A 23,655-nucleotide genomic window follows, 5' to 3' on the forward strand; every position below is an offset into this window, starting at 1 on the left:
GAATCCAGACAATGAAGACAGCAAAAGCATTCAAAACGCTGAGCCCCATCGCCATGGCAGTGGCGTTGGCGATTCCGGCCCTGGCCCAGGCCGCTTGCGGCGCGGCCGGCGCCACCTTGATCCATGATGTGCAGGGCCGCGTCGTCGGCAGCCCGCTGCAGGGCAAGACCGTTACCGTGGAGGGGGTGGTCAGCGGCGCCTTCACCGGCGCCGGCCAGCTGCGCGGCTTCTACCTGCAGGAAGAGGCGCGGGACCAGGACGCCGATCCGGCCACCTCGGAAGGCGTGTTCGTTTTCCTCGGCAACCTGGCCGCGCCGGCGCTCAAGGCCGGCGACGTGGTGCGCGTCACCGGCAAGGTGTCCGAATACAGCCGCAAGGGCGACGCCGCCAGCGAAACCCAGATCACGCCGGCCAACTTGGCCGCGGTGGAGCAGTGCGCTTACAGCGAGCCGCTGACTTACGCCAGCCTGCGCCTGCCGCTGCAGTCCAGCGCTCAGCTGGAGGCGCTGGCCGGCATGGCGGTGCGTCTGGAAGGCCCGGTCCACGTCGTCGCCAATTACGACTACGGCCGCTACGGCGAGTTGACCCTGTCCAGCCGGCCGCGCTTGTGGACCGCCACCCAGCGCTTCCTGCCCGGCAGCGCCGAAGCCAAGGCGCTGAGCGAGGCCAATCAGCTGGACAAGCTGACCCTGGACGACGGCCTGCAGATCCAGAACGCCGACGCCTGGCTGCCGGCGCCCGGCGGCCTGTCCGCCAGCCGCACCCTGCGCAGCGGCGACCGCCTGGACGGCGTGACCGGCGTGGTCAGCTACGCTTTCGGCAAATACCGGTTGCAGCCGCTGGCCGCGCCGCGCGTAGTGGCCGGCAATCCGCGCCCAGGCGCGCCCAAGCGCCAGCCGGAGAGCGTGCGCTTCGCCAGTTTCAATGTGCTCAACTTCTTCAACGGCGACGGCCAGGGCAAGGGCTTCCCGACGCCGCGCGGCGCCAAGACCCCGCAGGATTTCGAGCGCCAGCGCGCCAAGATCGTGGCGGCGATCCGCCAGCTGGACGCCGACGTGGTGGGCCTGATGGAGATCGAGAACGACGGTTTCGACCGCTACTCGGCGATCCAGGATCTGGTCAACGCGCTGAATCAGGGCCAGCCGCAGCCCAAGCAATACCAATTCGCCAACCCCGGCCTGCCGCAAGTGGGCAGCGACGCGATCACCACCGGCCTGATCTACCGCCCCGCCGTGGTCTCCGCGCAGGGCAAGGCCGAGGTGAGGACGATAGGCAATCCGCAGAAGAACCGGCCGGCGCTGCTGCAGACCTTCGTGCTGGACGCCAAGAGCAAGACCCGGGTCACGGTGGCGGTCAATCATCTGAAGTCCAAGGGCAGTAGCTGCGCCGATCAGGTGGTGGACGGCCAGGCCGATGTGGACAAGGGCGACGGCCAGGGCAATTGCAATCTGACCCGAGTGCAGGCGGTGCGCGATCTGATGGCCTGGTACGCCACCCGTCCGCAGCCCGGCCTCAACGACGGCATGTTGTTGCTGGGCGATATGAACTCCTACGCCAAGGAGGATCCTATCCGCGCCTTTGAAAGCGCCGGCTTCAACAATCTGCTGGCGCGCTGGAGCCGCGACGCCTACTCCTATGTGTTCAACGGCGAATCCGGCAATCTGGACCACGCCTTGGCGGACAAGCCGCTGAGCGCCATGGTGCTGGCCGCCGGCGAGTGGCACATCAACGCCGACGAACCGACGGCGCTGGAATACAGCAGCGAGTTCAAGAGCGCGGAGCAGCAGCAGAAATACTACGCGGCGGACGCCTACCGCTCCTCGGACCACGATCCTCTGTATGTAGACGTGGCGCGCCGCGGCAACGCGGTGGCGGCGGCGGACGAGGGCGGGCTGGCTTTGTTGCTGGGCTTGGGGGCGCTAGGGGCGACGGCGCTGTGGCGCCGCAAGCGCTGAAGCCCAAGGCAGGCGCTTGGCCGTGGGGGCTGGCGCTGGCCGTGCTGCTGCCGCTGGCCGCGCCCTGGGGGGCGGCGGCGCTGGCGTGGCGCTTCGAGCCGTGGAACGTCGCGGAGTGGTGGCGGATGGCGAGCGGAGGCTGGGTGCACGCCGACGCGCGCCACGCCTGCCTCAACAGCGCGGCGTTGGCGACGCTGGCCTGGCTGGGGCGCGACCGGGCGTCCTTGCTGTTGATGCTGGCCTTGGCGGCGCCGCCGCTGATCGCCGCGACGCAATGGCTGTGGCCGGCGCCGCAGGCCTTCGTCGGCGCGTCCGGTCTCGTTTATTGCTGGTGGGCGGCGTTGGCCCTGACGCAGCCGGGCTGGCGCGGCCTGTGGCTGGCCGCCTTGCTGGGCCGGCTGGCCTGGCAGAGTCTGTTCCCGGGAAACTGGAGCGGCGGCGAGCCGGTATTGGCGTCGGCGCACTGGAGCGGCGCCGCCTTGGGCTTGCTGGCCGGCGGCGGCTGGCTGCGTTGGGTTCAGTCGCGGACGATGCGCGGCACTCGCGGCGCCAGCGCGCACATCAGTTCGTAGCCCAGGGTGCCGGCGCCGGCGGCGACGCGTTCTATCGGCACTTGCGGACCCCATAGCTCCACCTGGCTGCCGACGCCGGCCTGGGGCAGGGCGCTCAGGTCCACCGCCAACATGTCCATCGACACCCGGCCGACGGTGCCGGTCAACTGACCGTCCACTGCGACCGGGGTGCCGTTGTCGGCGATGCGCGGATAGCCGTCGGCGTAGCCGCAGGCGACGATGCCGACGCGCATTTCGCGTTCCGCCACCAGGCGGCGGCCGTAGCCGACGGCGTCGCCGGCCGGCACCCGCTGCACCGCGATGACGCGGCTGCTCAGCGTCATCGCCGCCCGCAGGCCCAGGCCGGCGGCGTCGACGTCGGCGAAGGGCGAACAGCCGTAGAGCACGATGCCGGGGCGCACGACGGCGCCGTGGGTGTGCGGATGGCGGAACAGCGCGGCGGAGTTGGCGGCGCTGACAGGCAGCGCGCTGGGCGCGATCAAGGGTTGGAAGCGCCCCCATTGCTCGGCGACGCCGTAGTCGTCGTCGGCAGTGGCGAAATGGGTCATCAGCGCGTCGACGCGCGCGCCGGGCTGCGCGCGCAATTGCGCCAGCGCGGCGGGAGCCTCCGCCGGGGTGAAGCCCAGCCGGTTCATGCCGCTGTTGACCTTGAGCCAAACGGAAACCGGCTGTTTGGCGGAACCTTTGGCCAGCCAGCTTATCTGTTGTTGGGAATGCACCGCGCCGCCCAGCCGGTAATGCGCCATCGTCGCGGCCTCTTCGGCGTCGAAAGCGCCTTCCAGCAGCACGATGTCCTGCTGGACGCCGGCTTCGCGCAAGCGGACGGCGTCCTCGATATTGAGCAGGGCGAAGCCGTCGGCGACATCGGCCAAGGCCTGGACCGCGTCCAGCAGACCATGGCCGTAGGCATTGGCCTTGAGCACGGCGTAAGCCTTGGATTGCGGGGCCTGGGCGCGGGAAAGCAGGTAGTTGTGGCGGATGGCGGCGCGGTGGATTTCCACCTGGATAGGGCGAGTCATGTCAAGAAAGTCTGCGTTGGAGGTGTGCTATTATAAGCCCCTGGTGATGTACCCCGATAACGCAGCCGCGCCAGGATCGTCCTGAACGGAGACATGGCGGCAAGCGGAACAAAATGGACACTCTGCAAATACTTCTCGATTTTTTCACTGGCTACGGCTACATCGCCGTATTCACCGTGTTGCTGGTATGTGGTTTCGGCGTGCCGATTCCCGAGGACATCACCTTGGTGGCCGGAGGCATCATTTCCGGCCTCGGCTACACCAATGTGCATTGGATGTTTTTCGTCGGCATGGCCGGGGTGCTGGCCGGCGACGGCATCATGTTCACCGCCGGGCGAGTGTTCGGCAGCAGGGTGCTGAAATTCCGGCCGATCGCGCGCATCCTGACCCAGGAGCGTTTCGAGGCGGTGCAGGAGAAGTTCGAAAAATACGGCAATTGGGTGTTGTTCGTCGCCCGTTTCCTGCCGGGACTGCGCTCCCCCATCTTCATCACCGCCGGCATGACCCGCCGCATTTCCTACTGGCGTTTCCTGGTGATGGACGGCTTCGCCGCGCTGATCTCGGTGCCGGTATGGGTGTATCTGGGCTATTACGGCGCCGCCAACCGCGAGTGGCTGATGACCATGGTGCACCGCGGCCAGGCCGGCATTCTGGCGGTGGTGGCGGCCTTGCTGCTGGGCGTGGCCTTTGTCTGGATGCGCCGTCGCCGCCAGCACCAGTGCGTGAAGAAGTAAGCCGGCATCGTCCAATAAAAAAAGCTTCCCTTGGGAAGCTTTTTTTACGCCCTTGTGCCGTCGGGTTTCAACCCACCTGCAGCAGCTCCACTTCGAACACCAGGGTGGCGTTGGGCGGAATCACGCCGCCGGCGCCGCGCGCGCCGTAGCCCAGCTCGGCCGGGATGGTCAGCTTGCGCTTGCCGCCCACTTTCATGCCGGCCACGCCCTGGTCCCAGCCCTTGATCACATAGCCGGCGCCCAGCGGAAAACTGAACGGCTGGAAGCGGTCCTTGCTGGAATCGAACTTGGTGCCGTCGGTCAGCCAGCCGGTGTAGTGAACGGTGACTTCCTGGCCGCTGACGGCTTCGGCGCCGTCGCCGATCGCCAGTTCTTCGATAATCAGTTCGCTCATGAGATGTCCTTTCGCGCAAGCGCGGAATGAGGCCTGGCCCGGCGGCGCGAAACGCCGTGTTCGCCAGGGGCCGTGGCAATCGCGGGATTATAGCAGCCGGACGGTCAGCTTGTGTTTTACTGCGCGTGGCGTATAACGGTAAGGATGCGAGGGCTGCCTTGCATCGTATCCTTGAGGGGGACTTGTCATGGACGCGACTCACGATATCCCGCGCGACCGCCCGGTTGCGCGCAGGGTGGAAACCTCCCGGCCGTTGCAATGGCTGAAAAAAGGCTTCCGCGACTTTCAAAAAGCCCCGGCCGACTGCCTGTTTTACGGCGCGGTTTTCGTGTTGATGGGGTATTTGCTGACCTTGTACTCCGAGCACTCTCCTGAACTGATCATCACCTTCGCCACCATCTTTCTGCTGGCCGGCCCTTTCCTGGCGATAGGCCTGTACGACATCGCCAAGCAGATGGAGGCTTTCGACGGCCATGGCCGGGTGAAGCTGGCGCACAGCATGGCGGCCTGGCGCGTGAATCTGCCGGCCTTCACCTTGTACGCGGCCTTGCTGGCGGTGCTGGTGTTCGGCTGGTTCCGGGTGTCCCTGCTGATGTTCGCGCTGTTCTACGACACCGCCGCCTTGCCGTCCTTGAACGACATCGTGGTCAACGCCTTCAATCCCGACAATATCGCCTTCCTGGTGGCCTACTTCGCGGTGGGCTTTGTGTTCGCTCAGGTGGTGTTCTCGGTCAGCGTGGTTTCCATCCCCTTGATGCTGGACAAGGAGGTGGACACCGTCACGGCGATGATCGCCAGCGTGCAGGCGGTGCTGAAGAACCTGCTGACGATGGGCATATGGGCGGCTATCATTGTGGCGCTGAGCGCGGTGGGCTTTGTGACTTATTTCCTGGGCCTGATCATCATCATGCCGGTTCTGGCACTGGCCAGTTGGCATGCGTACCGCGATTTGATCACTTTCGAGAGATGACTGAATAGCCGATGACCCACTCTGTCGTGTTTCTTGACCGGGACAGCTTGCCTGTCCCGGTTCCGCTTCTGCCGTTCCCGTCCGAGTATCACGAGTTTCCCTCCACCAGCGTCGAAGACGCGGCGATGAACTGCTCGGGGGCGGACATCGTCATCACCAACAAGGTGCCGTTGCGGCGGGAAACGCTGGAACAGCTGCCGGGCTTGAAACTGGTGGCGATCGCCGCCACCGGCTACAACCATGTCGACCTGGACGCCTGTCGCGAGCTGGGCATCGCGGTCTGCAACATCCGCCATTACGGCGACGACACGGTGGCGGAGCACGCGCTGACCCTGATGCTGGCGCTGGCCAAGAACCTGCCGGCCTATCAGCGCGACGTCGCCGCCGGAGTGTGGCAGCAATCGCGCCAGTTCTGTCATTTCGGCGCGCCTATCCGCGATCTGCGCGGCGCGACCCTGGGCATTGTCGGCGCTGGCGGCATCGGCCTGCGCCTGGCGGAGATGGCCGGCGCGCTTGGCATGCAGGTGCTGTTCGTCGAGCGCAAGGGCGCCAAGGACGTGCGCTCCGGGCATGTGGCTTTTGCCGAAGCCTTGGCGCAATGCGATGTGATCTCGCTGCATTGTCCGCTGACCGAGGACACCCGGGATTTGATCGCCCAGCCGGAATTGATCGTGATGAAGCCCGGCGCCTTGCTGATCAACACCGCGCGCGGCGGTCTGGTCAACGAAGAGGATCTGGTGGCCGCGCTCAAATACGGGCAACTGGGCGGCGCAGGTTTCGACGTGCTGAGCGAGGAGCCTCCGGTTCACGGCAATCCCTTGTTGAAAACCCGCTTGCCCAATCTGATCGTCACCCCTCATGTGGGCTGGGCCAGCCGCCAGGCGATGGAGCGTCTGGCCGCGCAGCTGGTGGACAATATCGCGGCTTTTGTCGCCGGCACCGAGCGCAACCGTTTGTTGTGAGGCGGACCGGATTCAGGATCAAGCCGGCCTTGGCCGGCTTTTTTGACCGCATATTTTAAATAAAACATTCATATAAATGATTTGATATTTTATTTATTGTTAACTGTTAAAAAACTATTTGCATTTTGTTTATTGTGGGAATAGCATGAGGAGGCTCTTCTGGCTCTGCCAGTACGAGCTGCCCCGCTTGATCGCCGTGGAGGGTTTCCCCCACGGCTCTTTTTTTGCCTGCCGCCGCCAATGCAAAACGCCCGGCGGAGCCGGGCGTTGGGCGAGGGCGACGAGGCGCGGCCTCAGTCCGGGATGTCCTTGGGGTTGATCCTGGGCTGCTCTTCCGCTCCCATGCCCAGCTTGCCGCGAATACAGCCGATGTAGCGGTTCACGTCCGGTCCGCCGCCATGGCGCTGAGCGTGCCAGATCATTTCGCCGAGACAGTCCATCATCGCATGTTGCGCCTGATGCTCGCTGCCGTGGCGCAGCGCCAGCTGCGCGTACAGCGAGCGGATACCGAAGGGCTGGTCGATGGAGCGTTGTTCCTCAATCGCCACATGCAGGCCCAGGTGCAGGAAGGGATTGCTCTGGCCCATTTCCGGAGTCCACTCCTGTTCCATATACTGTTCCGGCTTATCCAGAATGGCGTGATACTCCGGGTGGTCTATAAGAATGGGGAGCACCATTTTTTCCAGGTCGGACAAGTCCGCTCCGGATTTGGATTTCTGCCAGGTGTCGAAGAAGAAGCGCCGGGCGTCCTGCCGGCTGGGATTGAACAACATCGGATAGTGCCTGAGTGGATTCTCGGGAGCGCTCATTATACGAGACGGAGGTGGCCATGACCACGCTTTACGACTTCTCCGCCGCGCGCATAGACGGCAGCGAACAGCCGCTGTCGGCGTACGCCGGCCAGGTGGCGCTGGTGGTGAATACCGCCAGCGAGTGCGGCTACACCCGGCAGTACGCCGGCTTGCAGGATCTGCAGCGTCATCTAGGCGGCCGCGGACTGGTGGTGCTGGGCTTCCCCTGCAATCAGTTCGGCGGCCAGGAGCCGGGCGGCGAGGCCGAGATCGAGCGTTTTTGCCGCACGCGCTTCGAGGTGGATTTCCCTCTGTTCGCCAAGGTGGAGGTCAATGGGCCGAACGCTCACCCGCTGTGGCGCTGGCTGACCCAGGCCGACTCCACGCATCCGCACCCGGTGAAGTGGAACTTCACCAAACTCCTGATCGACGCCAAGGGCAGGGTGGTCAAACGTTACGAGCCGGCGGTGGAGCCGCACGAATTGTTGGAGGATTTGGAGGCCTTGCTGCCTAAAGGCGGCTAGACCCGCCGCTGGCGGCGGGTCCGGGAGGACATCAGCTCCGGCGGAAAATCACATCCCACACGCCGTGGCCCAGCTTGATGCCGCGGGCTTCGAACTTGGTCAGCGGGCGGTAGTCCGGGCGCGGCGCGTAGCCGTCGGCGGTGTTGACCAACTGAGGCTGGCCGCTGAACACGTCCATGATCTGCAAGGCGTAGTCTTCCCAGTCGGTGGCCGCGTGCAGATAGCCGCCCGGCTTGAGTTTGGAGACTAGTTTCTCCACCAGCGGCGCCTGGATCAGGCGGCGCTTGTTATGACGTTTCTTGTGCCAGGGGTCGGGGAAGAAGATGTGCACGCCGTCCAGGCTGCCGTCGGCCAGCATGTGGTCCAGCACTTCCACCGCATCGTGGCGGATGATGCGTAGATTGCTCAATTCCTTTTCCGCGATCAGCTTGCACAGATTGCCGACGCCGGGGGAATGCACTTCCACGCCAAGGTAGTCCTGGGCCGGATTGGCGGCGGCGATTTCGGCGGTGGCGCCGCCCATGCCGAAGCCGATCTCCAGGATCTTGGGCGCGGCGCGGCCGAAGGCCTGCTCCAGATCGATGCGCTCGGGGCGGTATTCGATGCCCCAGCGCGGCATGCCTTCGTCCATCGCGCGTTGCTGGCCGGGAGACAGATGGCCTTGGCGCAGCACGAAGCTGCGGATGGCGCGTTGAAATGCCGGATTTTCCATAGAGAAGCCTGCTGAAAACTCAAAAAAACCGCGATGTTACCGAATCTTGGCCGCCGAGGCGAGCGCGGCGGCGATGCGTTCCGGCGCCAGGGCCAGCGCCGTCAGGTAGCCGGCGGTGTCGGGCCAGAGCAGTTCCGGCAGCAATTCCCGGCGCAAACGCCGGTTGCTGAGCCGTCTGGACTCCATCATATAAGACCATAGACCAGCGGAGACCCGGGCGCGGACTTCCTCGCGCGGCAGCAGCGGCGGCAAGGTTTGGCCAAGCGCGGCGGCGAGCCCGCGATACCATTCGCTGATCGGCAGCGGCTGATCGTCGCTGACGTTGTATACGCGCGGGCCGCCGCGGCATTGGCGCAAGGCGGCCGCGCAGGCGGCGGCGAGGTCGTCGGCGTGGATGTGATTGCTCCAGCTGTCCTCTTCCGGGCGGATCAGCGGCGTTTGCGAGGCGAAGCGGCTCAGCGGCAGGCGGTCGTCGGCGTAGATGCCCGGCGCGCGCAGCACCGTCAGCTGGCTGCCGTGGGCGGCGGCGAAACCGCGCAATTGGCTTTCCGCGTCCAGCCGCCGCCAGGCGCGGTCGTTGTGCGGGCGGGGGCGGGCGCCTTCGTCCAGCAAAGCGCCGTCGGCGTTGCCGTACACGCCGCTGGTGCTGATATAGACTAGGCGCTGTGGTATCCTGCAACCTTTTGCCAACGCAGACAACAACTTGCGCATGCGCAAGTCCTTGCGGCCGGTTTCCTGGGGGGGAGCGGTCAGCAGCAGATCGTCGGCCAGGCCGGCCAGGCGGCGCAAAGTGGCGGGATCGTCCAAGTCGCCGCGAATGGGCGTGACGCCCTGGCGGCGCAGCGCTTCGGCGCTTGCGCTGGAACGGCACAGCGCCAGCACCCGCCAGCGGCGGGTCAGTTCCGGCAGGGCGCGGCGCGCGACATCGCCGGCGCCGATGATCATCAAGGTTCGCATGATGCGCATTTTAGCCAGATATTGAGTAGAGGAAACAGATGACAGCGCAGGTGAAAGTGCTCCCCAGCGGGCATACATTTGGCGTCGAGCCGCATGAAACCGTATTGGAAGCGGCATTGCGCCAGGGCGTGGGCCTGCCCTACGGCTGCCGCGACGGCGCTTGCGGCGCCTGCAAAGGCAAGGTAGTGGAAGGCGAAGTGAGCCAGGACGGCTTCCAGGAAAAAGCCTTGACCGAGGCCGAGCGCGCCCAGGGCATGGCGCTGTTCTGTTGCGCCCGTCCTCAGGGCGACATCACCATCGAGGCGCGCGAAGTGGCCGGCGCCGGCGACATCCAGATCAAGACCCTGCCGTGCCGCGTCGAAAAAATCGAAAAAATCCACGACGTGGCGGTGCTCAAGCTCAAGCTGCCGGTTTCCGAGCGTTTGCAGTTCAAGGCCGGTCAATACATAGACATCCTGATGAAGGATGGCAAGAAGCGCAGCTTCTCCATCGCCAACGCGCCGCATGACGACGCCTTCCTGGAACTGCACATCCGCCATCAGCCCGGCGGCTCGTTCTCCGACTATGTGTTCAGCCAGATGAAGGAGCGCGAGATCATGCGCTTCAAGGGGCCGCTGGGTTCCTTCTTCCTGCGCGAGGATTCGGACAAGCCCATCCTTTTCGTGGCCAGCGGCACCGGTTTCGCGCCGGTCAAGGGCATCATCGAGCATGCGATCCATAGCGGCATCCAGCGCGAGATGGTGTTTTACTGGGGCGCGCGCACCAAGGCCGACCTCTATATGGCGGAGCTGGCCGGCGCTTGGCAAGCGCAGAACCCCAATATCACCTTCATCCCGGTGCTGTCCGACGCGCTGCCCACCGACGAATGGGCGGGCCGCACCGGCTTCGTCCACCAGGCGGTGCTGGAGGATTTCGACAACCTGTCCGGCTATCAGGTTTACGCCTGCGGCGCGCCGTTGATGGTGGAGGCCGCGCACGGCAGCTTCACCCGCGAGCGCGGCTTGCCGGAGGACGAATTCTTCTCCGACGCCTTCTTCCTGTCCAAGGACATGGGCGGCAGCAAGTGAGGACGCCGGCCAGGCATCCATGACGTGAGCCAGTTTTTGCGGCGAAACTGATTCGAACTGTATCGCCGCACGAACAACTGTAATGATATAAGTTGCTGATTTTTAGGAAATGAGCCCTTGGCGCGAGCCAGGGGCTTTTTATTTGTCTTGCATCAAACTTGGAGGTCATGCCGTTTGATTTGGGTCAATGGGCGGGCGGCCCAACTGGCTAAGATGAGGGTCAAGAAACCTATATGGGGCGTGGCCCCGGAAAAGGAGTGGCGATGGAACTTCTGACTCTGCTTCTCTCCGACGATGTCGGCATTTTAAGCCTGGTGACCATTGTGGTGACCACCTTAGTGGTGCTGGGCGCTCTGGTGGCGATTTTCAAGAACGTGAAAAAACCGGAGTGAGCGCCTGAGCAAACAGGATACGTTTATCCTCTTGATGTGTGTGTTGGTGGATGCGGTGGTGGGCCGCATCCACTTTTTTTTGCGTGTTGCGCGTTGGCGCCGGTCTGATTCTCCTCGTCGGCCGCGGCCGCGGCCGTGCGGCCCGACCCGACCTCCCCAACTCTCCTTGCCCCGATGTCTCCCTTCCTGAACGAAGCGCCGCTCTCTCCGGCAAGTTTTCGCGCGTTCGAATAATTAGAAATTGTTTAATAAGAGTTAAATTAATATTTTGTGCACTGCGCATTTTATTATTTTGTCATTCCAATGGGGGGGTTCTATAAAGCTTTTGTTCTATTGCCATTGTGGGAGGGATAGGGCGAAGGGGCGCTATTTGATGCAGGTCAAACGGATGTTCGACTGTTCTGGCGATCACTAAATCTGAGGTATACCATTGTCTCAGATGATAAGAATTTAATTATATAACAACAGATTTGCAGGTTAATGTACTCTCACGGAGAACGAAAATGTCTACGGAAACTGAAACCCAAGGCGGCGGCGCTCCCAAGCTCAAGCTTGGCGCGCTGACCGCTCTGGTGGTGGGCTCCATGATCGGCGGCGGCATCTTCTCGCTGCCGCAGAACATGGCGGCGGGCGCCGGAGCCGGCGCCATCTTGATCGGTTGGGTGATTACCTTCTTCGGGATGTTGACTCTGGCATTCGCCTTTCAGATGCTGGCCAATCGCAAGCCTGAAGTGGAAGGCGGCGTTTACGGCTACGCCAAGGCCGGTTTCGGCAACTACATGGGCTTCAACTCGGCCTGGGGTTACTGGATTTCGGCCTGGATCGGCAACGTGTCCTACTTTGTGGTGATGTTCTCGGCGCTGGCCTTCTGGTTCCCGGTGTTCGGCGAGGGCAATACCACCACCGCCATCGTCTGCGCGTCCATTCTGCTGTGGGCCTTGCATTTCCTGGTGTTGCGCGGCGTGCACGGCGCGGCCTTCATCAACACCATCACCACCGTGGCCAAACTGGTGCCGCTGGCGCTGTTCATCCTGCTGGTCATCTTCGCTTTCAAAGTGGATACCTTTAATCTGGACTTCTGGGGCTCGGCCAAACTCGGCTCGGTCGTCGATCAAGTCAAGAGCACCATGTTGGTGACGGTGTGGGTGTTCATCGGCATCGAAGGCGCGTCGATGTTCTCCAGCCGTGCGGAAAACATGAAAGAAGTGGGCAAGGCCACCGTGATCGGCTTCCTGCTGACCATCGCCCTGCTGGTAGCGGTGTCGGTGCTGTCGCTGGGCGTGATGTCGCAAGCTGAACTGGCCGCGCTGAAAAACCCGTCCACCGCCTATGTGCTGGAAAAAGCCATCGGCCCCTGGGGCGCCAACCTGATGAACGCCGGCCTGGTGATTTCGGTGGGCGGCGCGCTGCTGGCCTGGACGCTGCTGGCTTCGGAAGCGCCCTACCTGGCGGGCAAGGACGGCGTGATGCCCAAGGTGTTCGGCACCACCAACGCCAATGGCTCCCCGGCCGCCTCGCTGTGGCTGACCAACGGCCTGATCCAACTGTTCCTGATCATCACGCTGTTCAGTTCCGCGGGCTACCTGGCGCTGCTGTCGCTGGCCACCTCGATGATTCTGATTCCTTACCTGTTGTGCTCCGGCTACGCCTTGCTGGTGGCCAAGCGCGGCGAGGGCTACGCCCAGGGCGAATCCAGCGGCAAAGAGTTCAGCATCGCCGCCGTCGCTTCGGTCTACGGTGTTTGGCTGATCTACGCCGCGGGTCTGAAGTATCTGTTCCTGTCCATGGTGCTGTACGCCCCGGGTCTGCTGTTCTACCTGTGGGCTCGCAAGGAACGCGGAGAGAAAGCGTTCACCGGCGCCGAGGCGGTGCTGGCGGCACTGATTGTAGTGGCGGGCTTGTTCGCCGCCTACGAACTGGCTACCGGAGCGCTGACGCTCTAAGCCGGAACCTTGTAAGAAGATTACCGGAGGCGCGCGAGATCCACGGGCCTCCACCAGCTCCCCCAATATCATTAAGGAGTTTGTCATGACCAAGTTTGGTGTTCATTCCGAGTGCGGCAAGTTGCGAACTGTGATGGTGTGCCGTCCCGGCCTGGCGCATAAGCGCCTGACCCCGGACAACTGCCACGGCCTGTTGTTCGATGACGTGATCTGGGTTGAGCGCGCGCAAAAAGACCATGCCTACATGGTTGAGCAAATGCGCTCCCGCGGCATCGAGGTGGTGGAGGTGCACGACGCGCTGGCCAAGGTATTGGACGACAAGGCTTCCCGCGCCTGGATCCTGGACCGCAAGGTCAAGGCCGACAACGTAGGTATCGGCATGTTGCGCGATCTGCGCAGCTGGCTGGATGAAATGCCGTCTTCGCAACTGGCCGAGCATCTGGTGGGCGGCATCGCCAAGTTCGAACTGCCGTTCGACCCGAAAGGCCTGTTCGGCGGCTACCTGGACCAGTCCGAATTCGTGCTGCCGCCGGTGCCGAACAGCCTGTTCCAGCGCGACCCGTCTTGCTGGATCTATGAAGGCGTGACGCTGAACCCGATGTACTGGCCGGCTCGCCGCCAGGAAACCCTGATTCTGCAATCCATCTACAAATTCCATCCGATGTTCGCCGGCAAGGTGAAAGTATGGTGGGGCGATTGCGACCAGGAACACGGCCCGGCCACGCTGGAAGGCGGCGATGTGATGCCGATCGGCAACGGCGTGGTCCTGATCGGCATGGGCGAACGCACCAGCCCGCAGGCGGTGGTGCAAGTGGCCAAGCGCGTGCTGGGCAAGGAAGGCGGCGCCACTCGCGTGATCGCTTGCCAGATGCCTAAGTCCCGCGCGGCGATGCACCTGGACACCGTGTTCAGCTTCCTCGACATCGACCTGCTGTCGCTGTTCCCGGACGTGGTGGACGACATCACATGCACCAGCATGTACGCCGGCGACCGCGAAGGCGAAATCCGCTTCGAACGCCATGAGGGCGTGCACCTGGTGGAAGTGGTGCGCCAGGCGCTGGGTCTCAAGGAAATCCGCGTGATCCAGACCGGCGGCGACGCCTACCAGCGCGAACGCGAACAGTGGGACGACGGCAACAACGTGGTGGCGCTGGATCGCCGCGTGGTGGTGGCCTACGACCGCAACACCTACACCAACCGCCTGATGCGCGAGCACGGCGTGGAAGTGATCGAGATTCCGGCTTCCGAGCTGGGCCGCGGCCGCGGCGGCGGTCACTGCATGACTTGCCCGATCACTCGAGACGAAGTGAAAGTGTAATTCGGCTGTAGTGTCCCGGCCGCGGGCGCGGCCGGGAGGACAACTCAAAATTCATGTGCAAAAAGACAGGTTGACCGCCGGTTTCCCCGGAAACGACGGCCGGCTTGCCCAGACTCTAATCAGGAGCAATATCATGGCTTTCAATCTGCGCAACCGTAACTTCCTCCGCATGCTGGACTTCACCCCGCGCGAAATCCGCTACATGCTCGACCTGGCCCGCGACCTGAAGCGCGCCAAGTACACCGGCACCGAACAGCAGCACCTGAAGGGCAAGAACATCGCCCTGATCTTTGAAAAAACCTCCACCCGCACCCGCTGCGCGTTTGAAGTGGCCTGCTACGACCAAGGCGCCAACGTGACCTACCTCGGGCCGTCCGGTTCGCAAATCGGCATCAAGGAATCGATGAAGGACACCGCCCGCGTGCTGGGCCGCATGTATGACGCGATCGAATACCGCGGCTTCGACCAGCACATGGTGGAGACCGAATTGGCCAAGTTCGCCGGCGTGCCGGTGTACAACGGCCTGACCGATGAATGGCACCCGACCCAGATGCTGGCCGACGTGCTGACCATGTGGGAAAACAGCGACAAGCCTATCTCCCAGATCAGCTACACCTATCTGGGCGACGCCCGCAACAATATGGGCAACTCCCTGCTGGTGATCGGCGCCAAATTGGGCATGGACGTGCGCATCGGCGCGCCCAAGCACCTGTGGCCGACCGACGAGCTGGTGGCGCAGTGCCGTGAAATCGCCGCCAAGACCGGCGCGCGCATCACGCTGACCGAAGACGCCAAAGCCGCGGTCAAAGGCACCGACTTCATCCACACCGACGTATGGGTGTCGATGGGCGAGCCGGCCGAAGTCTGGGCCGAACGCATCAAGCTGCTGAAGCCTTACCAAGTGAACGCCGCGCTGATGGCCGCCGCCGAAAACCCGCAAGTGAAGTTCATGCACTGCCTGCCGGCCTACCACAACAGCGAAACCAAGGTGGGCAAGGAAATCGCCGCGCAGTATCCGGACCTGGCCAACGGCATTGAAGTGACCGAGGACGTGTTCGAGTCCGAAGCCTGCATCGCCTTCGAACAGGCCGAGAACCGCATGCACACCATCAAGGCCATCCTGGTGGCCACGCTGGGCGATTGATCCGGTCTTAGGCATCCCTAGCTGCACTTTTGCCGGCCAAGGCTTCCCTGACCGGGAACCTTGGCCGGTTTCACATCAAGAACGCGGCTCGCCGTCGCAGACGGCGGGCGCGGCAATAGCGAGGAACAGAATATGCGAGTCGTCGTAGCTCTGGGCGGCAATGCCCTGCAACGTCGCGGCGAGGCCATGACCGCCGACAATCAGCGCGCCAACGTCAAAGTGGCCGCCGAACAACTGGCCGGCGTGACCCGGCTGGGCCACAACCTGGTGATGTGCCACGGCAACGGGCCGCAAGTGGGCCTGCTGGGCCTGCAGAACGACGCCTACGCCCGCCACGTGGACGAAAAAGTGACGCCCTACCCGCTGGACGTGCTGGGCGCGCAGACCGAAGGCATGATCGGCTATATGGTCGAGCAGGAGCTGGGCAATGTGCTGCCGTTCGAAGTGCCGATCGCCACCATCCTGACCCAGACCGAAGTGGACGCCAAGGATCCGGCCTTCAAGAACCCGACCAAGTTCGTCGGCCCGGTTTACAGCAAGGAAGAGGCCGACAAGCTGGCCGCGGAAAAAGGCTGGACGGTGAAGGCCGACGGCGAATACTTCCGTCGCGTGGTGCCCAGCCCGAAACCGAAGCGCATCTTCGAAATGCGCCCGATCAAGTGGCTGATCGAAAAAGGCGTGGTGGTGATCGCAGCTGGCGGCGGCGGCATCCCCACCATGTACGAGGGCGACAAGCTGGTGGGCGTGGAAGCGGTGATCGACAAGGATCTGGCCTCCGCCTTGCTGGCGCGCGAAATCGACGCCGACTACTTCGTGATCGCCACCGACGTGAAGAGCGTGTTCGTCGGCTGGGGCACGCCGGAAGCCAAGGCGATCAAGCAGGCGCATCCGGACGAAATGGACAAGCTGGGCTTCGCCGCCGGCTCGATGGGTCCGAAAGTGGAAGCGGCTTGCGAGTTCGCCCGCCTGACCGGCAAGAAAGCGGTGATCGGCGCCTTGGAAGACATCGAGAAAATCGTCAAGGGCGAGGCCGGCACCGTGATCTCCACCGAGAAAGCCGGCATCAGCTGGTATTGATGTCGCCGGTGCTTAGCCAAGCGTCAAGGGCTGCCGTCAGGCAGCCCTTTTTGTCGTCTAGACCTAGCCCAGCAGCTTGCCGCGGTGCTGGCGGAGCAGATCCTGTCCGGCCTGATAGCCGATCTGATACAGCTGGGACAGATTGGAGTGCGACCAGTCCAACTCTTCCGCGCGGCGCTGCGGGTCAATCAGCTTGTCGAACTGGATCTTCAGCACCTCGGTGCGCGGCCGGCCTTGATCGTCCTTGTTGTGCAAGGCCTCGAACAGCTTCAGGTCGTCGCGCGCGATTTCGGTCAGCGGGGTGATGATGGATTGCACCCAGGCGTCGTAAAGGCCGCGCGGCGGGTGCAGCAGCCTGTCGCTGCCCAGCACGTCGAACACCAGGGTGTAGTCGATATGCGGGTGATCGCGGAACAACTGCTTGAAGTTCAGCGTGTCTATGGCCGCGCCTTCGATGTAGTCGCCGTCGGCCAGCGGATACGGCGGGTAGATGAAGGGAAAGGACAGCGCGGCCAGGAAGTGCTCGTGGCCGATTTCGCTCTTGTCCCAGCAGCGCATCTCGCCGCGGGTGATGTTGTAGGCGTTCAGGTAGAACTGCGGCGCAATGGCCTTGAGGCGATCGAAATCCACGATCTCCTCGATGAAGGGCACGTGCGCGCACAGGCCTTGGCTGTTGGGGCCCAGATCGCTGGGGCACAGCGTGGCCAGCAGCAGCGAGGTCCAGTCCGCCAGCAGACGCTGCCAGGGCCCTTGGTCGGCCTGTTGCTGGATGGACTGCAACAGCGGATTCTGGCTTTGCCAACTGCGCCACAGGTCGGCGGCCGGGCCGGGCTTGTTGAACACCTTGTAGTTGATCGGCAGCAGCCGGTAAATCGGATCGGATACGCCTAGATCGGCCAGCCGGCGCAAATTGTCCAGCGGCGTGCCCTTGCGCGGCGCCGCGTACAAGAGGCCGACGATGGCGCCGGCGCCGGAGGTGGAAATGATGTCGAATTCGACGCCGGCCTCCATCAGCGCGACCAGCGCGCCGGCCATCAAGGTTGCGTTGGGCGCGCCGCCGCCCAAGACCAGCGCAATGCTGGGCCTGTTTGCTTTTGCCATCGAAATCCCCGTCGAAAGAGTGGCCGGTTGTGGGAACCGGTTTGGTTGATATTTAGTTCAATGTCATTATTGCTGTTGAATTATGGATGGCAAGGCGTATTTTGCAACGCAATATGGTGTCAGTAATGACATTCTGATTTGTTGCGAGAAAGCTGCAGCAAGAACTATTTGTCATTGGGTAATGAAAGATACCTTGCGGTACAAGGTAGTGGTTTGTATAGTGCAATCACAAGCAGATTTATGCCTTGGTCCGTCTAGCTATCTTGCAATGCAAGATAGTTGGGCGAGAAGGACCGGGCGGTTTCAAGGAAGGCAAGATGAAAACCCAGTTGAAGAAGGGGACCCTGGACATGTGCGTATTGGCGGTATTGGCCCAGTCAGACAGTTACGCCTACGAATTGGTCAGCACCTTGTCGCGCACGATGGAAATCAGCGAAGGGACGATTTATCCGCTGATGCGCCGGCTGCAGAACGAATCCTGGGTCAGCACCTATCTGGTGGAATCGGCGTCCGGGCCGTCGCGCAAGTATTACGCGCTGACCGAGGCGGGCAAGCGGGAGCTGGAGCTGATGCGGCGCGAGTGGCAGGAGTTCGTCAGCGAAGTGGGCAGCGTGCTGAGCCGCCTGCCGGCGGCAGACAAGTCGGGAGAACAACAAGCATGAATCGCAAAGCGTTTTTGGCGCAATTGGAACAGGCCTTGGCCGGTATGCCGGCCGAGGAAATCCGTGAAATTGTCGCCGACTACCACGAGTATTTCAACGACGCGCAAGAAGCCGGCCGCGCCGAGGACGAGGTGGTCGCCGCGCTGGGCAGCCCGCAGAAGCTGGCCAAGGAACTGAGGGCGCAGGCGCATTACCGTCAATGGGAAAACCATCGCTCCTTCGGCAATTTGATGAGGGTGGTGGCCTCGGTCGCCGGCCTGGGCGTGCTGAATTTCTTTCTGGCGCTGCCCTTCATGCTCTATCTGCTGTGCCTGTCCATCGGCTACATGGTGTCCGGCAGCCTGCTGATCGCCGGGGTGGCGCTGGTGGCGGCCTGGGGCGGCAACAGCCTGTTCGGCTGGCCGGAGCTGGAGCCCAGCCTGTCGCCCGTGAATGGCAAGGTCGAGTTCAAAGTCGAGGCCGACGGAAAGCCGGTCCACGGCGTGACCCTGAGGCAGGGGAGGCTGCTGCTGACGCTGGAGGAGGATGAAACCGCCAGCCTGCAACTGCGGAGCGGCGATCCGGTGCGGGTCAGCTATGACGGCGGCGAGTTGAAAGTGGATGCCAGCAATGCGGCCGCGCGGCAATCGATCAAACGCGAGGGCGAGCGCGCGGTCAGCCTGGAGCGCGGTCAACTGAGCGCGCTGACGCTGACGTCGGGCGACGGCGAGAGCATGGTGCTGGCGCAGGATGGGGACGGCCGCTCGCTGCGCTGGCGGATGATCTCGGCGGAAGCTTCCGCCGCCGCCGGCGAGGCCGGGCAAGCGGGCGATCTGGTGTTGAGCGACGGCGAGAGTTCGCTGGTGATCAAGGAGAACCGGCTGTCGCTGAAGGACGGCAAGGACCATTTCGAGATCAATGGCATTCCGGGCTTGTCGCTGCAGGGGTCGGCGGCGGTCAGCGGTCTGGTGCTGTTGCTGGTTGGTGGATTGGGGCTGGTGTTCTGCGTATGGCTGACGCGGCTGACCTGGCGCGGATTGGTGCACTACGTCCGTTATCAGATCGACTTGGTGGCGGGCAGGAGCTTGGGCGGCAACGCGGTGTGAAGAGTGAGATTTTTACCGGATTTGGGAGAGAAACATGAAACACGACGCATGCATTCAACAATTGCAACTGACCATGGAGCGCTTGCCCGAAGCTGAGCTGCGCAAGATTCTCAGCGATTATCGCGAATACATTCGCGACGCGGTGGCCGATCAGCGCAATGAGAGCCGGCTGATCGCCGCGCTGGCGGACTCCCGGCGGCGGACCGTCTCGGCCTTTGCGCGCCAAGGCTCGCTGAGCGCGCAGTGGGCGCGGCTGACTCGCCACGCTTTGGGCGGGATGGCGGCCGCTTGCGGCGTGGTCGCGATGTACTGGCTGTTCATGCAGTGATGGAGACGGCCGCCGCCGGCCACGGCGGCGGCATCAACTTGAGAAAGGGGGCGGTGATGATGCGCGGGACAATGCGGTGTTTGATCTTGGCGGGCATGGCGTGCGGCGGAGCGGTTCACGCGGCGGAGGCGCCGATTGAAAAACTGGTGATCAACGGCGACTCCGCCGTGCTCAAGCTGAGCGCGGACGACAAGCGGCCGTATCAGCTCGATCTGAGCAAGAGCAACTGGGACGTCAAGCAGTGCAGCGCCCAGCTTAGGCGCGAGGGCGGCGTGGTCACCATCACGGTCAAGCTCAACGACAAACTGCTGGGCGCCGGCTGCGGGCTGGAGATCGCCGGCAATCTGAAGCCGGGCAAGCAGGTGGAGTTGGGGCTGGCCGCGGTCAAGGGGTCTATTCACGGCGCTTATTCGGCGATCCGGGTAGACAGCCGGGCCGTGGATCTGACGCTGGACGGCAAGGCGGCCAGCTTGTCCATGTCCGCCGACGCGATCCGAGCCCAGGCCAAGGGCGCTTACGACAAGCTGGCGCTCAAGGGACAGGCGCTGACGCTGGGTTTCGAGGGCAGCAGCCGCGAGATGGTTTTTGACGGCCAGGCGGTGAAGGCGAAGGTGAAGCTGACCGACGCCAAGCCCAGCGGCTCCTTGTCGCTGGACGCCACCACCGGCAAATTGTCGCTGACGCTGCCGAAATCCGCGACGCTGCAGTACGAAGTGCGCGGCGCGGCGGCCTCGGTGGACAGCAAGCTGCCCAGCACCGCCGGTGCGCCGTTGAAGCTGAGCGCGCGCGGCCAGGCGCTGAAAGTGGCGGTGGAGGCGAATTAAGGCGCGGCCAAACAAAAACGGAGCCCATGGGCTCCGTTCGCATGGCCGGCGAGTCCGGCTCAGTAGGCGCAGACGGTGAACAGCTCCAGGCCGCCGTCGCGCACCAGCTTGCCGCCGCCCAGCTCGGGCAGTTCGATGATGGCGGCGGCTTCCAGCACGTCGGCGCCCATGCGCTTGAGCAGCTTGTAGCCGGCCATCATGGTGCCGCCGGTGGCGACCAGGTCGTCGATCAGGATCACGCGGTCGCCCGGCTTGCAGGCGTCGGTGTGCATTTCCACCGCGGCGTTGCCGTATTCCAGTTCGTATTCTTCTTCCACTGTGGTGAAAGGCAGCTTGCCGCGCTTGCGGATAGGCACGAAGCCCACGTTCAATTCGTAAGCCAGCACCGAGCCGATGATGAAGCCGCGCGCGTCCAGGCCCGCCACCAGGTCCACCTTCTCCGTCATGTAGCGGTGCACATAGATGTCGATCAGCATGCGGAAGGTCTTGGGATTCTGCAGCAACGGGGTGATATCGCGGAACATCACGCCTTGTTGCGGCCAGTTCGGCACATTGCGGATCCAGCCTTTCAGATAGCTGGAGTAGTCGAGATTGCTAAGGTTTTCCATGGCCTTATTGTACTTCGAAATGAAGAGAGTCGCCGCGCGGCCCACAAGAAAAAGCCCGCCGCGCAGCGCGGCAGGCCAGGAGTCCGCATCAATTATTGACGTTTCAGTGGAAGAAAGCCAGCTTGAAGATCCACAGCGCGGCGATCACCAGCACCGGCAGCTTCAGGTCGGAGAAACGGCCGGCCAGGATCTTGATCACCGCGTAGCTGATGAAGCCGAAGGCGATGCCGTCGGCGATGGAGAAGGTGAACGGCATCGCCAGCGCGGTCATCACCGCCGGAGCGGATTCGGTCAGATCGCTCCAGTCGATTTCGGCCAGGCCGCGGGCCATCAGCACCGCCACATAGCACAGCGCCGGCGCGGTGGCGTAGGCGGGCACGGTGGCCGCCAGCGGCGACAGCCACAGCGAGGCCAGGAACAGTACGGCCACCACCATCGCGGTCAGGCCGGTGCGGCCGCCGACGGCGGTGCCGGCGGCGGATTCCACATAGGCGGTGGTGGACGAGGTGCCCATCACCGCGCCGGCGGTGATCGCCACCGAGTCGGCCAGCAGCGCGCGCTTCAGGCGCGGCAGCTTGCCGTCCTTGAGCAGGCCGGCGCGATGCGACACGCCGACCAGCGTGCCGGTGGTGTCGAATAGGTCGACGAAGAAGAACACGAAGATCACGCCGATCAGGCCGGCTTGCAGCGCGCCGGCGATGTCCATCTTCATGAAGGTGGGCGCCATGCTCGGCACCGGCGCCACCACGCCCTTGAACGGAGACAGGCCCATGGCGATGGACAGCACCGTCACCACCAGGATGCCGATGATGATGGAACCCGGCACCTTGCGGTATTCCAGCGCCACGATCAGGAAGAAGCCCAGCACGGCCAGCAGGGTGGTGGGCTTGTGGATGTCGCCCAGGGTCAGATAGGTTTCCGGATGCGGCGCGATCACGCCGGCGTTCTTCAGCGCGATGATGGCGAGGAACATGCCGACGCCGGCGGAAATGGCGAATTTCAGCGATTGCGGGATCGCGTTGACGATGGCCTCGCGCACGCGGAACAGGCTCACCGCCAGGAACACGATGCCGGAGATGAACACCGCGCCCAGCGCGGTCTCCCAGGACAGGCCCATGCCCTTGACCACGCTGAAGGTGAAGTAGGCGTTCAGACCCATGCCCGGCGCCAGGGCGATCGGGTAATTGGCCACCAGGCCCATGATGGCGGTGCCGAGGGCGGCGGCCAGACAGGTGGCGACGAAGACGGCGTTCAGGTCCATGCCGGTGCTCGACAGGATCAGCGGGTTGACCAGGATGATGTAAGCCATGGTCAGGAAGGTGGTAAAGCCGGCGATGACTTCGGTCTTCACCGTGGTGCCGTGTTCTTTCAGCTTGAAGAAGCTGTCAAGGAATTGCATGGCGAAACGCGCTCCAAAGGAGATAGGTAGGAAAAAAACGAGCCATTTTATTCAGCCTGAAGAGATTTACCTAAATCTTGACGTGAAAATAACTTGGCGATTAACAGCAGGCGCGCGCTTATGGTATTCTGGAGAATTACTCATTTGGCAGGAAGTACCTTTTCATGAGCCAGCCAACCGGTAATATCTTTATCGTGGTCGCTCCTTCCGGCGCGGGGAAAACCTCGCTGGTGGCGGCCTTGCTAGACGCGGAACCTTCCGTGGAGCTGTCCATTTCTTATAGCACGCGCGCGGCGCGCAAGGGCGAAGTGGACGGCAAGCATTACCATTTCGTCGACCAGGCGACGTTCAAGTCCATGATAGAGCGCGGCGATTTCCTCGAGTACGCGGAGGTCTACGGCAACTATTACGGCACCAGCGCGCCGTGGATACGCGGCCGCCTGGACGTGGGGCAGGACATCCTGCTGGAGATAGACTGGCAGGGCGCCGAGCAAGTGCGCAAAGTCTTCCCCGACGCGATCGGCATCTTCATCGCGCCGCCGTCCATCGAAGAGCTTGAGCGCCGTCTGCGCGGCCGCGCCACCGACAGCGAGGAAGTGATCCGCCGCCGGCTGGCCTCGGCCCGCGCCGAGATCGACAAGATCTCCGAGTACGACTACATCGTGGTCAACGACGATTTCGAGCGCGCCCGCCTCGATCTGATCAGCGTGGTGCGCGCCAACCGGCTGCGCAGCGCCATCCAGTGCCGCAAGCTGGCCCCGATGCTGGCGCGGATGGGGCAGGGCGGCTGATCCGACCGTTTGTTGGTGAGTCGACTAAAATTTAGATATAGTGATCCCCTGGGCGTTGCCGCGGCCGCAAGAACGGCGACCGACAACGCCCTTGGCAACTTTGAGGAAAGAAAGCACATGGCCCGTATTACTGTTGACGATTGCCTGGACCGCATCCAGAACCGTTTCGACCTGACCCTGGCCGCGGCCTACCGCGCGCGCCAAGTGGCTTCCGGCGCCAGCCCCTTCGTTGAAGCCGGCCGTCATAAGCCCACCGTCGTCGCGCTGCGTGAAATCGCCGCCGGCCACGTCGGCAAGGAAGTCCTGAGCCGCGGCAAAGCCTGATT

General features: G+C 63.3%; 26 protein-coding genes. 18 read left to right on the top strand and 8 right to left on the bottom strand.

All coding sequences use genetic code 11. From position 1 onward, the window contains the following. The first annotated feature begins 11 nt into the window (after positions 1 to 11). A complete protein-coding gene (locus JW897_RS03005) occupies positions 12 to 1,955 on the top strand; it encodes an ExeM/NucH family extracellular endonuclease (RefSeq protein ID WP_205465126.1) in 1,944 nt (647 codons plus the stop codon). Continuing rightward, positions 1,937 to 2,527, top strand: coding sequence for a rhomboid family intramembrane serine protease (locus tag JW897_RS03010; RefSeq protein ID WP_048414217.1), 591 nt, complete (start codon positions 1,937 to 1,939; stop codon positions 2,525 to 2,527). Before JW897_RS03005 ends, JW897_RS03010 begins: the two co-directional genes overlap by 19 nt. On the opposite strand, the gene alr is transcribed toward JW897_RS03010, so the two are convergent. Further along, positions 2,473 to 3,546, bottom strand: coding sequence for an alanine racemase (gene alr, locus JW897_RS03015; RefSeq protein ID WP_205465127.1), 1,074 nt, complete (start codon positions 3,544 to 3,546; stop codon positions 2,473 to 2,475). The two genes, JW897_RS03010 and alr, sit on opposite strands and share 55 nt — an antisense overlap. A gap of 113 nt (positions 3,547 to 3,659) precedes the next feature. Here alr and JW897_RS03020 point away from each other — a divergent pair, with 113 nt between their 5' ends. Further along, a complete protein-coding gene (locus JW897_RS03020; protein WP_048414219.1) occupies positions 3,660 to 4,280 on the top strand; it encodes a DedA family protein in 621 nt (206 codons plus the stop codon). A 67-nt stretch (positions 4,281 to 4,347) separates the two neighbouring features. Here the strand turns inward: JW897_RS03020 and JW897_RS03025 are convergent, their stop codons facing one another. Beyond that, entirely contained in the window at positions 4,348 to 4,674 is a 327-nt protein-coding gene (locus JW897_RS03025; protein WP_019101992.1) for an FKBP-type peptidyl-prolyl cis-trans isomerase, read from the bottom strand. 187 nt (positions 4,675 to 4,861) lie between these two features. On the opposite strand from JW897_RS03025, the gene JW897_RS03030 reads away from it, so the two are divergent. Both JW897_RS03030 and JW897_RS03035 read left to right on the top strand, forming a co-directional pair. Next, entirely contained in the window at positions 4,862 to 5,644 is a 783-nt protein-coding gene (locus JW897_RS03030) for a DUF2189 domain-containing protein (RefSeq protein WP_048414220.1), read from the top strand. 11 nt (positions 5,645 to 5,655) lie between these two features. After that, a complete protein-coding gene (locus tag JW897_RS03035) occupies positions 5,656 to 6,606 on the top strand; it encodes a D-2-hydroxyacid dehydrogenase (protein ID WP_048414221.1) in 951 nt (316 codons plus the stop codon). Between the two features lie 293 nt (positions 6,607 to 6,899). Here JW897_RS03035 and JW897_RS03040 read toward each other — a convergent pair whose 3' ends face one another. Further along, on the bottom strand, positions 6,900 to 7,379 hold the full coding sequence (locus tag JW897_RS03040; RefSeq protein WP_205465128.1) for a DUF1841 family protein: 480 nt from the start codon (positions 7,377 to 7,379) through the stop codon (positions 6,900 to 6,902). A 56-nt stretch (positions 7,380 to 7,435) separates the two neighbouring features. Between JW897_RS03040 and JW897_RS03045 the strand changes: the two genes are divergently transcribed. Then, positions 7,436 to 7,921, top strand: a complete 486-nt coding sequence (locus JW897_RS03045) for a glutathione peroxidase (protein WP_205465129.1) — start codon at positions 7,436 to 7,438, stop codon at positions 7,919 to 7,921. A gap of 31 nt (positions 7,922 to 7,952) precedes the next feature. On the opposite strand, the gene trmB is transcribed toward JW897_RS03045, so the two are convergent. Together trmB and JW897_RS03055 are read right to left on the bottom strand one after the other, a co-directional pair. After that, on the bottom strand, positions 7,953 to 8,633 hold the full coding sequence (gene trmB / locus JW897_RS03050; protein ID WP_048414224.1) for a tRNA (guanosine(46)-N7)-methyltransferase TrmB: 681 nt from the start codon (positions 8,631 to 8,633) through the stop codon (positions 7,953 to 7,955). Positions 8,634 to 8,669: 36 nt separating this feature from the next. Continuing rightward, the gene (locus JW897_RS03055) at positions 8,670 to 9,590 is read right to left on the bottom strand and encodes an NAD-dependent epimerase/dehydratase family protein (protein WP_205465130.1); all 921 of its coding nucleotides are present in this window, start codon (positions 9,588 to 9,590) and stop codon (positions 8,670 to 8,672) included. A 38-nt stretch (positions 9,591 to 9,628) separates the two neighbouring features. Between JW897_RS03055 and JW897_RS03060 the strand changes: the two genes are divergently transcribed. The 6 genes from JW897_RS03060 to arcC all read left to right on the top strand — a co-directional run bounded on the left by JW897_RS03060 (position 9,629) and on the right by arcC (position 16,531). Further along, positions 9,629 to 10,657, top strand: a complete 1,029-nt coding sequence (locus JW897_RS03060) for a CDP-6-deoxy-delta-3,4-glucoseen reductase (protein ID WP_048414225.1) — start codon at positions 9,629 to 9,631, stop codon at positions 10,655 to 10,657. 263 nt (positions 10,658 to 10,920) lie between these two features. Beyond that, entirely contained in the window at positions 10,921 to 11,049 is a 129-nt protein-coding gene (locus tag JW897_RS03065) for a DUF3149 domain-containing protein (RefSeq protein WP_019103856.1), read from the top strand. A 503-nt stretch (positions 11,050 to 11,552) separates the two neighbouring features. Next, entirely contained in the window at positions 11,553 to 12,992 is a 1,440-nt protein-coding gene (gene arcD / locus JW897_RS03070; RefSeq protein WP_048414226.1) for an arginine-ornithine antiporter, read from the top strand. A gap of 85 nt (positions 12,993 to 13,077) precedes the next feature. Next, positions 13,078 to 14,310, top strand: coding sequence for an arginine deiminase (locus tag JW897_RS03075; protein WP_019103858.1), 1,233 nt, complete (start codon positions 13,078 to 13,080; stop codon positions 14,308 to 14,310). Between the two features lie 133 nt (positions 14,311 to 14,443). Continuing rightward, positions 14,444 to 15,454 carry an ornithine carbamoyltransferase gene (locus JW897_RS03080; RefSeq protein ID WP_019103859.1) on the top strand — a complete coding sequence of 337 codons (1,011 nt, stop codon included), beginning with the start codon at positions 14,444 to 14,446 and terminating at the stop codon, positions 15,452 to 15,454. Between the two features lie 132 nt (positions 15,455 to 15,586). Further along, complete coding sequence (arcC, locus tag JW897_RS03085; RefSeq protein ID WP_019103860.1) at positions 15,587 to 16,531, top strand: carbamate kinase; 945 nt, start codon at positions 15,587 to 15,589, stop codon at positions 16,529 to 16,531. A 63-nt stretch (positions 16,532 to 16,594) separates the two neighbouring features. Here the strand turns inward: arcC and JW897_RS03090 are convergent, their stop codons facing one another. Then, complete coding sequence (locus tag JW897_RS03090; RefSeq protein WP_048414227.1) at positions 16,595 to 17,632, bottom strand: patatin-like phospholipase family protein; 1,038 nt, start codon at positions 17,630 to 17,632, stop codon at positions 16,595 to 16,597. 317 nt (positions 17,633 to 17,949) lie between these two features. On the opposite strand from JW897_RS03090, the gene JW897_RS03095 reads away from it, so the two are divergent. The 4 genes from JW897_RS03095 (at position 17,950) to JW897_RS03110 (ending at position 20,531) form a co-directional block, all read left to right on the top strand. Then, the gene (locus JW897_RS03095) at positions 17,950 to 18,294 is read left to right on the top strand and encodes a PadR family transcriptional regulator (RefSeq protein ID WP_048414228.1); all 345 of its coding nucleotides are present in this window, start codon (positions 17,950 to 17,952) and stop codon (positions 18,292 to 18,294) included. Continuing rightward, entirely contained in the window at positions 18,291 to 19,379 is a 1,089-nt protein-coding gene (locus JW897_RS03100) for a DUF1700 domain-containing protein (RefSeq protein WP_205465131.1), read from the top strand. Before JW897_RS03095 ends, JW897_RS03100 begins: the two co-directional genes overlap by 4 nt. Positions 19,380 to 19,413: 34 nt before the next feature. Beyond that, entirely contained in the window at positions 19,414 to 19,707 is a 294-nt protein-coding gene (locus JW897_RS03105; RefSeq protein ID WP_156187838.1) for a DUF1700 domain-containing protein, read from the top strand. A 71-nt stretch (positions 19,708 to 19,778) separates the two neighbouring features. Then, the gene (locus JW897_RS03110) at positions 19,779 to 20,531 is read left to right on the top strand and encodes a hypothetical protein (RefSeq protein ID WP_205465132.1); all 753 of its coding nucleotides are present in this window, start codon (positions 19,779 to 19,781) and stop codon (positions 20,529 to 20,531) included. Positions 20,532 to 20,590: 59 nt separating this feature from the next. Here the strand turns inward: JW897_RS03110 and JW897_RS03115 are convergent, their stop codons facing one another. Together JW897_RS03115 and JW897_RS03120 are read right to left on the bottom strand one after the other, a co-directional pair. Beyond that, a complete protein-coding gene (locus JW897_RS03115) occupies positions 20,591 to 21,139 on the bottom strand; it encodes an adenine phosphoribosyltransferase (protein WP_205465133.1) in 549 nt (182 codons plus the stop codon). 103 nt (positions 21,140 to 21,242) lie between these two features. Next, positions 21,243 to 22,538, bottom strand: coding sequence for an NCS2 family permease (locus JW897_RS03120; RefSeq protein WP_048414232.1), 1,296 nt, complete (start codon positions 22,536 to 22,538; stop codon positions 21,243 to 21,245). Between the two features lie 164 nt (positions 22,539 to 22,702). Between JW897_RS03120 and gmk the strand changes: the two genes are divergently transcribed. Next, the gene (gene gmk, locus JW897_RS03125) at positions 22,703 to 23,329 is read left to right on the top strand and encodes a guanylate kinase (protein ID WP_205465134.1); all 627 of its coding nucleotides are present in this window, start codon (positions 22,703 to 22,705) and stop codon (positions 23,327 to 23,329) included. A 117-nt stretch (positions 23,330 to 23,446) separates the two neighbouring features. Continuing rightward, positions 23,447 to 23,653 (top strand): DNA-directed RNA polymerase subunit omega, encoded by a 207-nt coding sequence (gene rpoZ, locus JW897_RS03130; RefSeq protein ID WP_019103869.1) that lies wholly within the window; start codon positions 23,447 to 23,449, stop codon positions 23,651 to 23,653. Positions 23,654 to 23,655: the final 2 nt, after the last annotated feature.

Origin of the sequence: Chromobacterium alkanivorans, from assembly GCF_016937655.1 — a bacterium.
GTDB classification, from domain to species: domain Bacteria; phylum Pseudomonadota; class Gammaproteobacteria; order Burkholderiales; family Chromobacteriaceae; genus Chromobacterium; species Chromobacterium alkanivorans.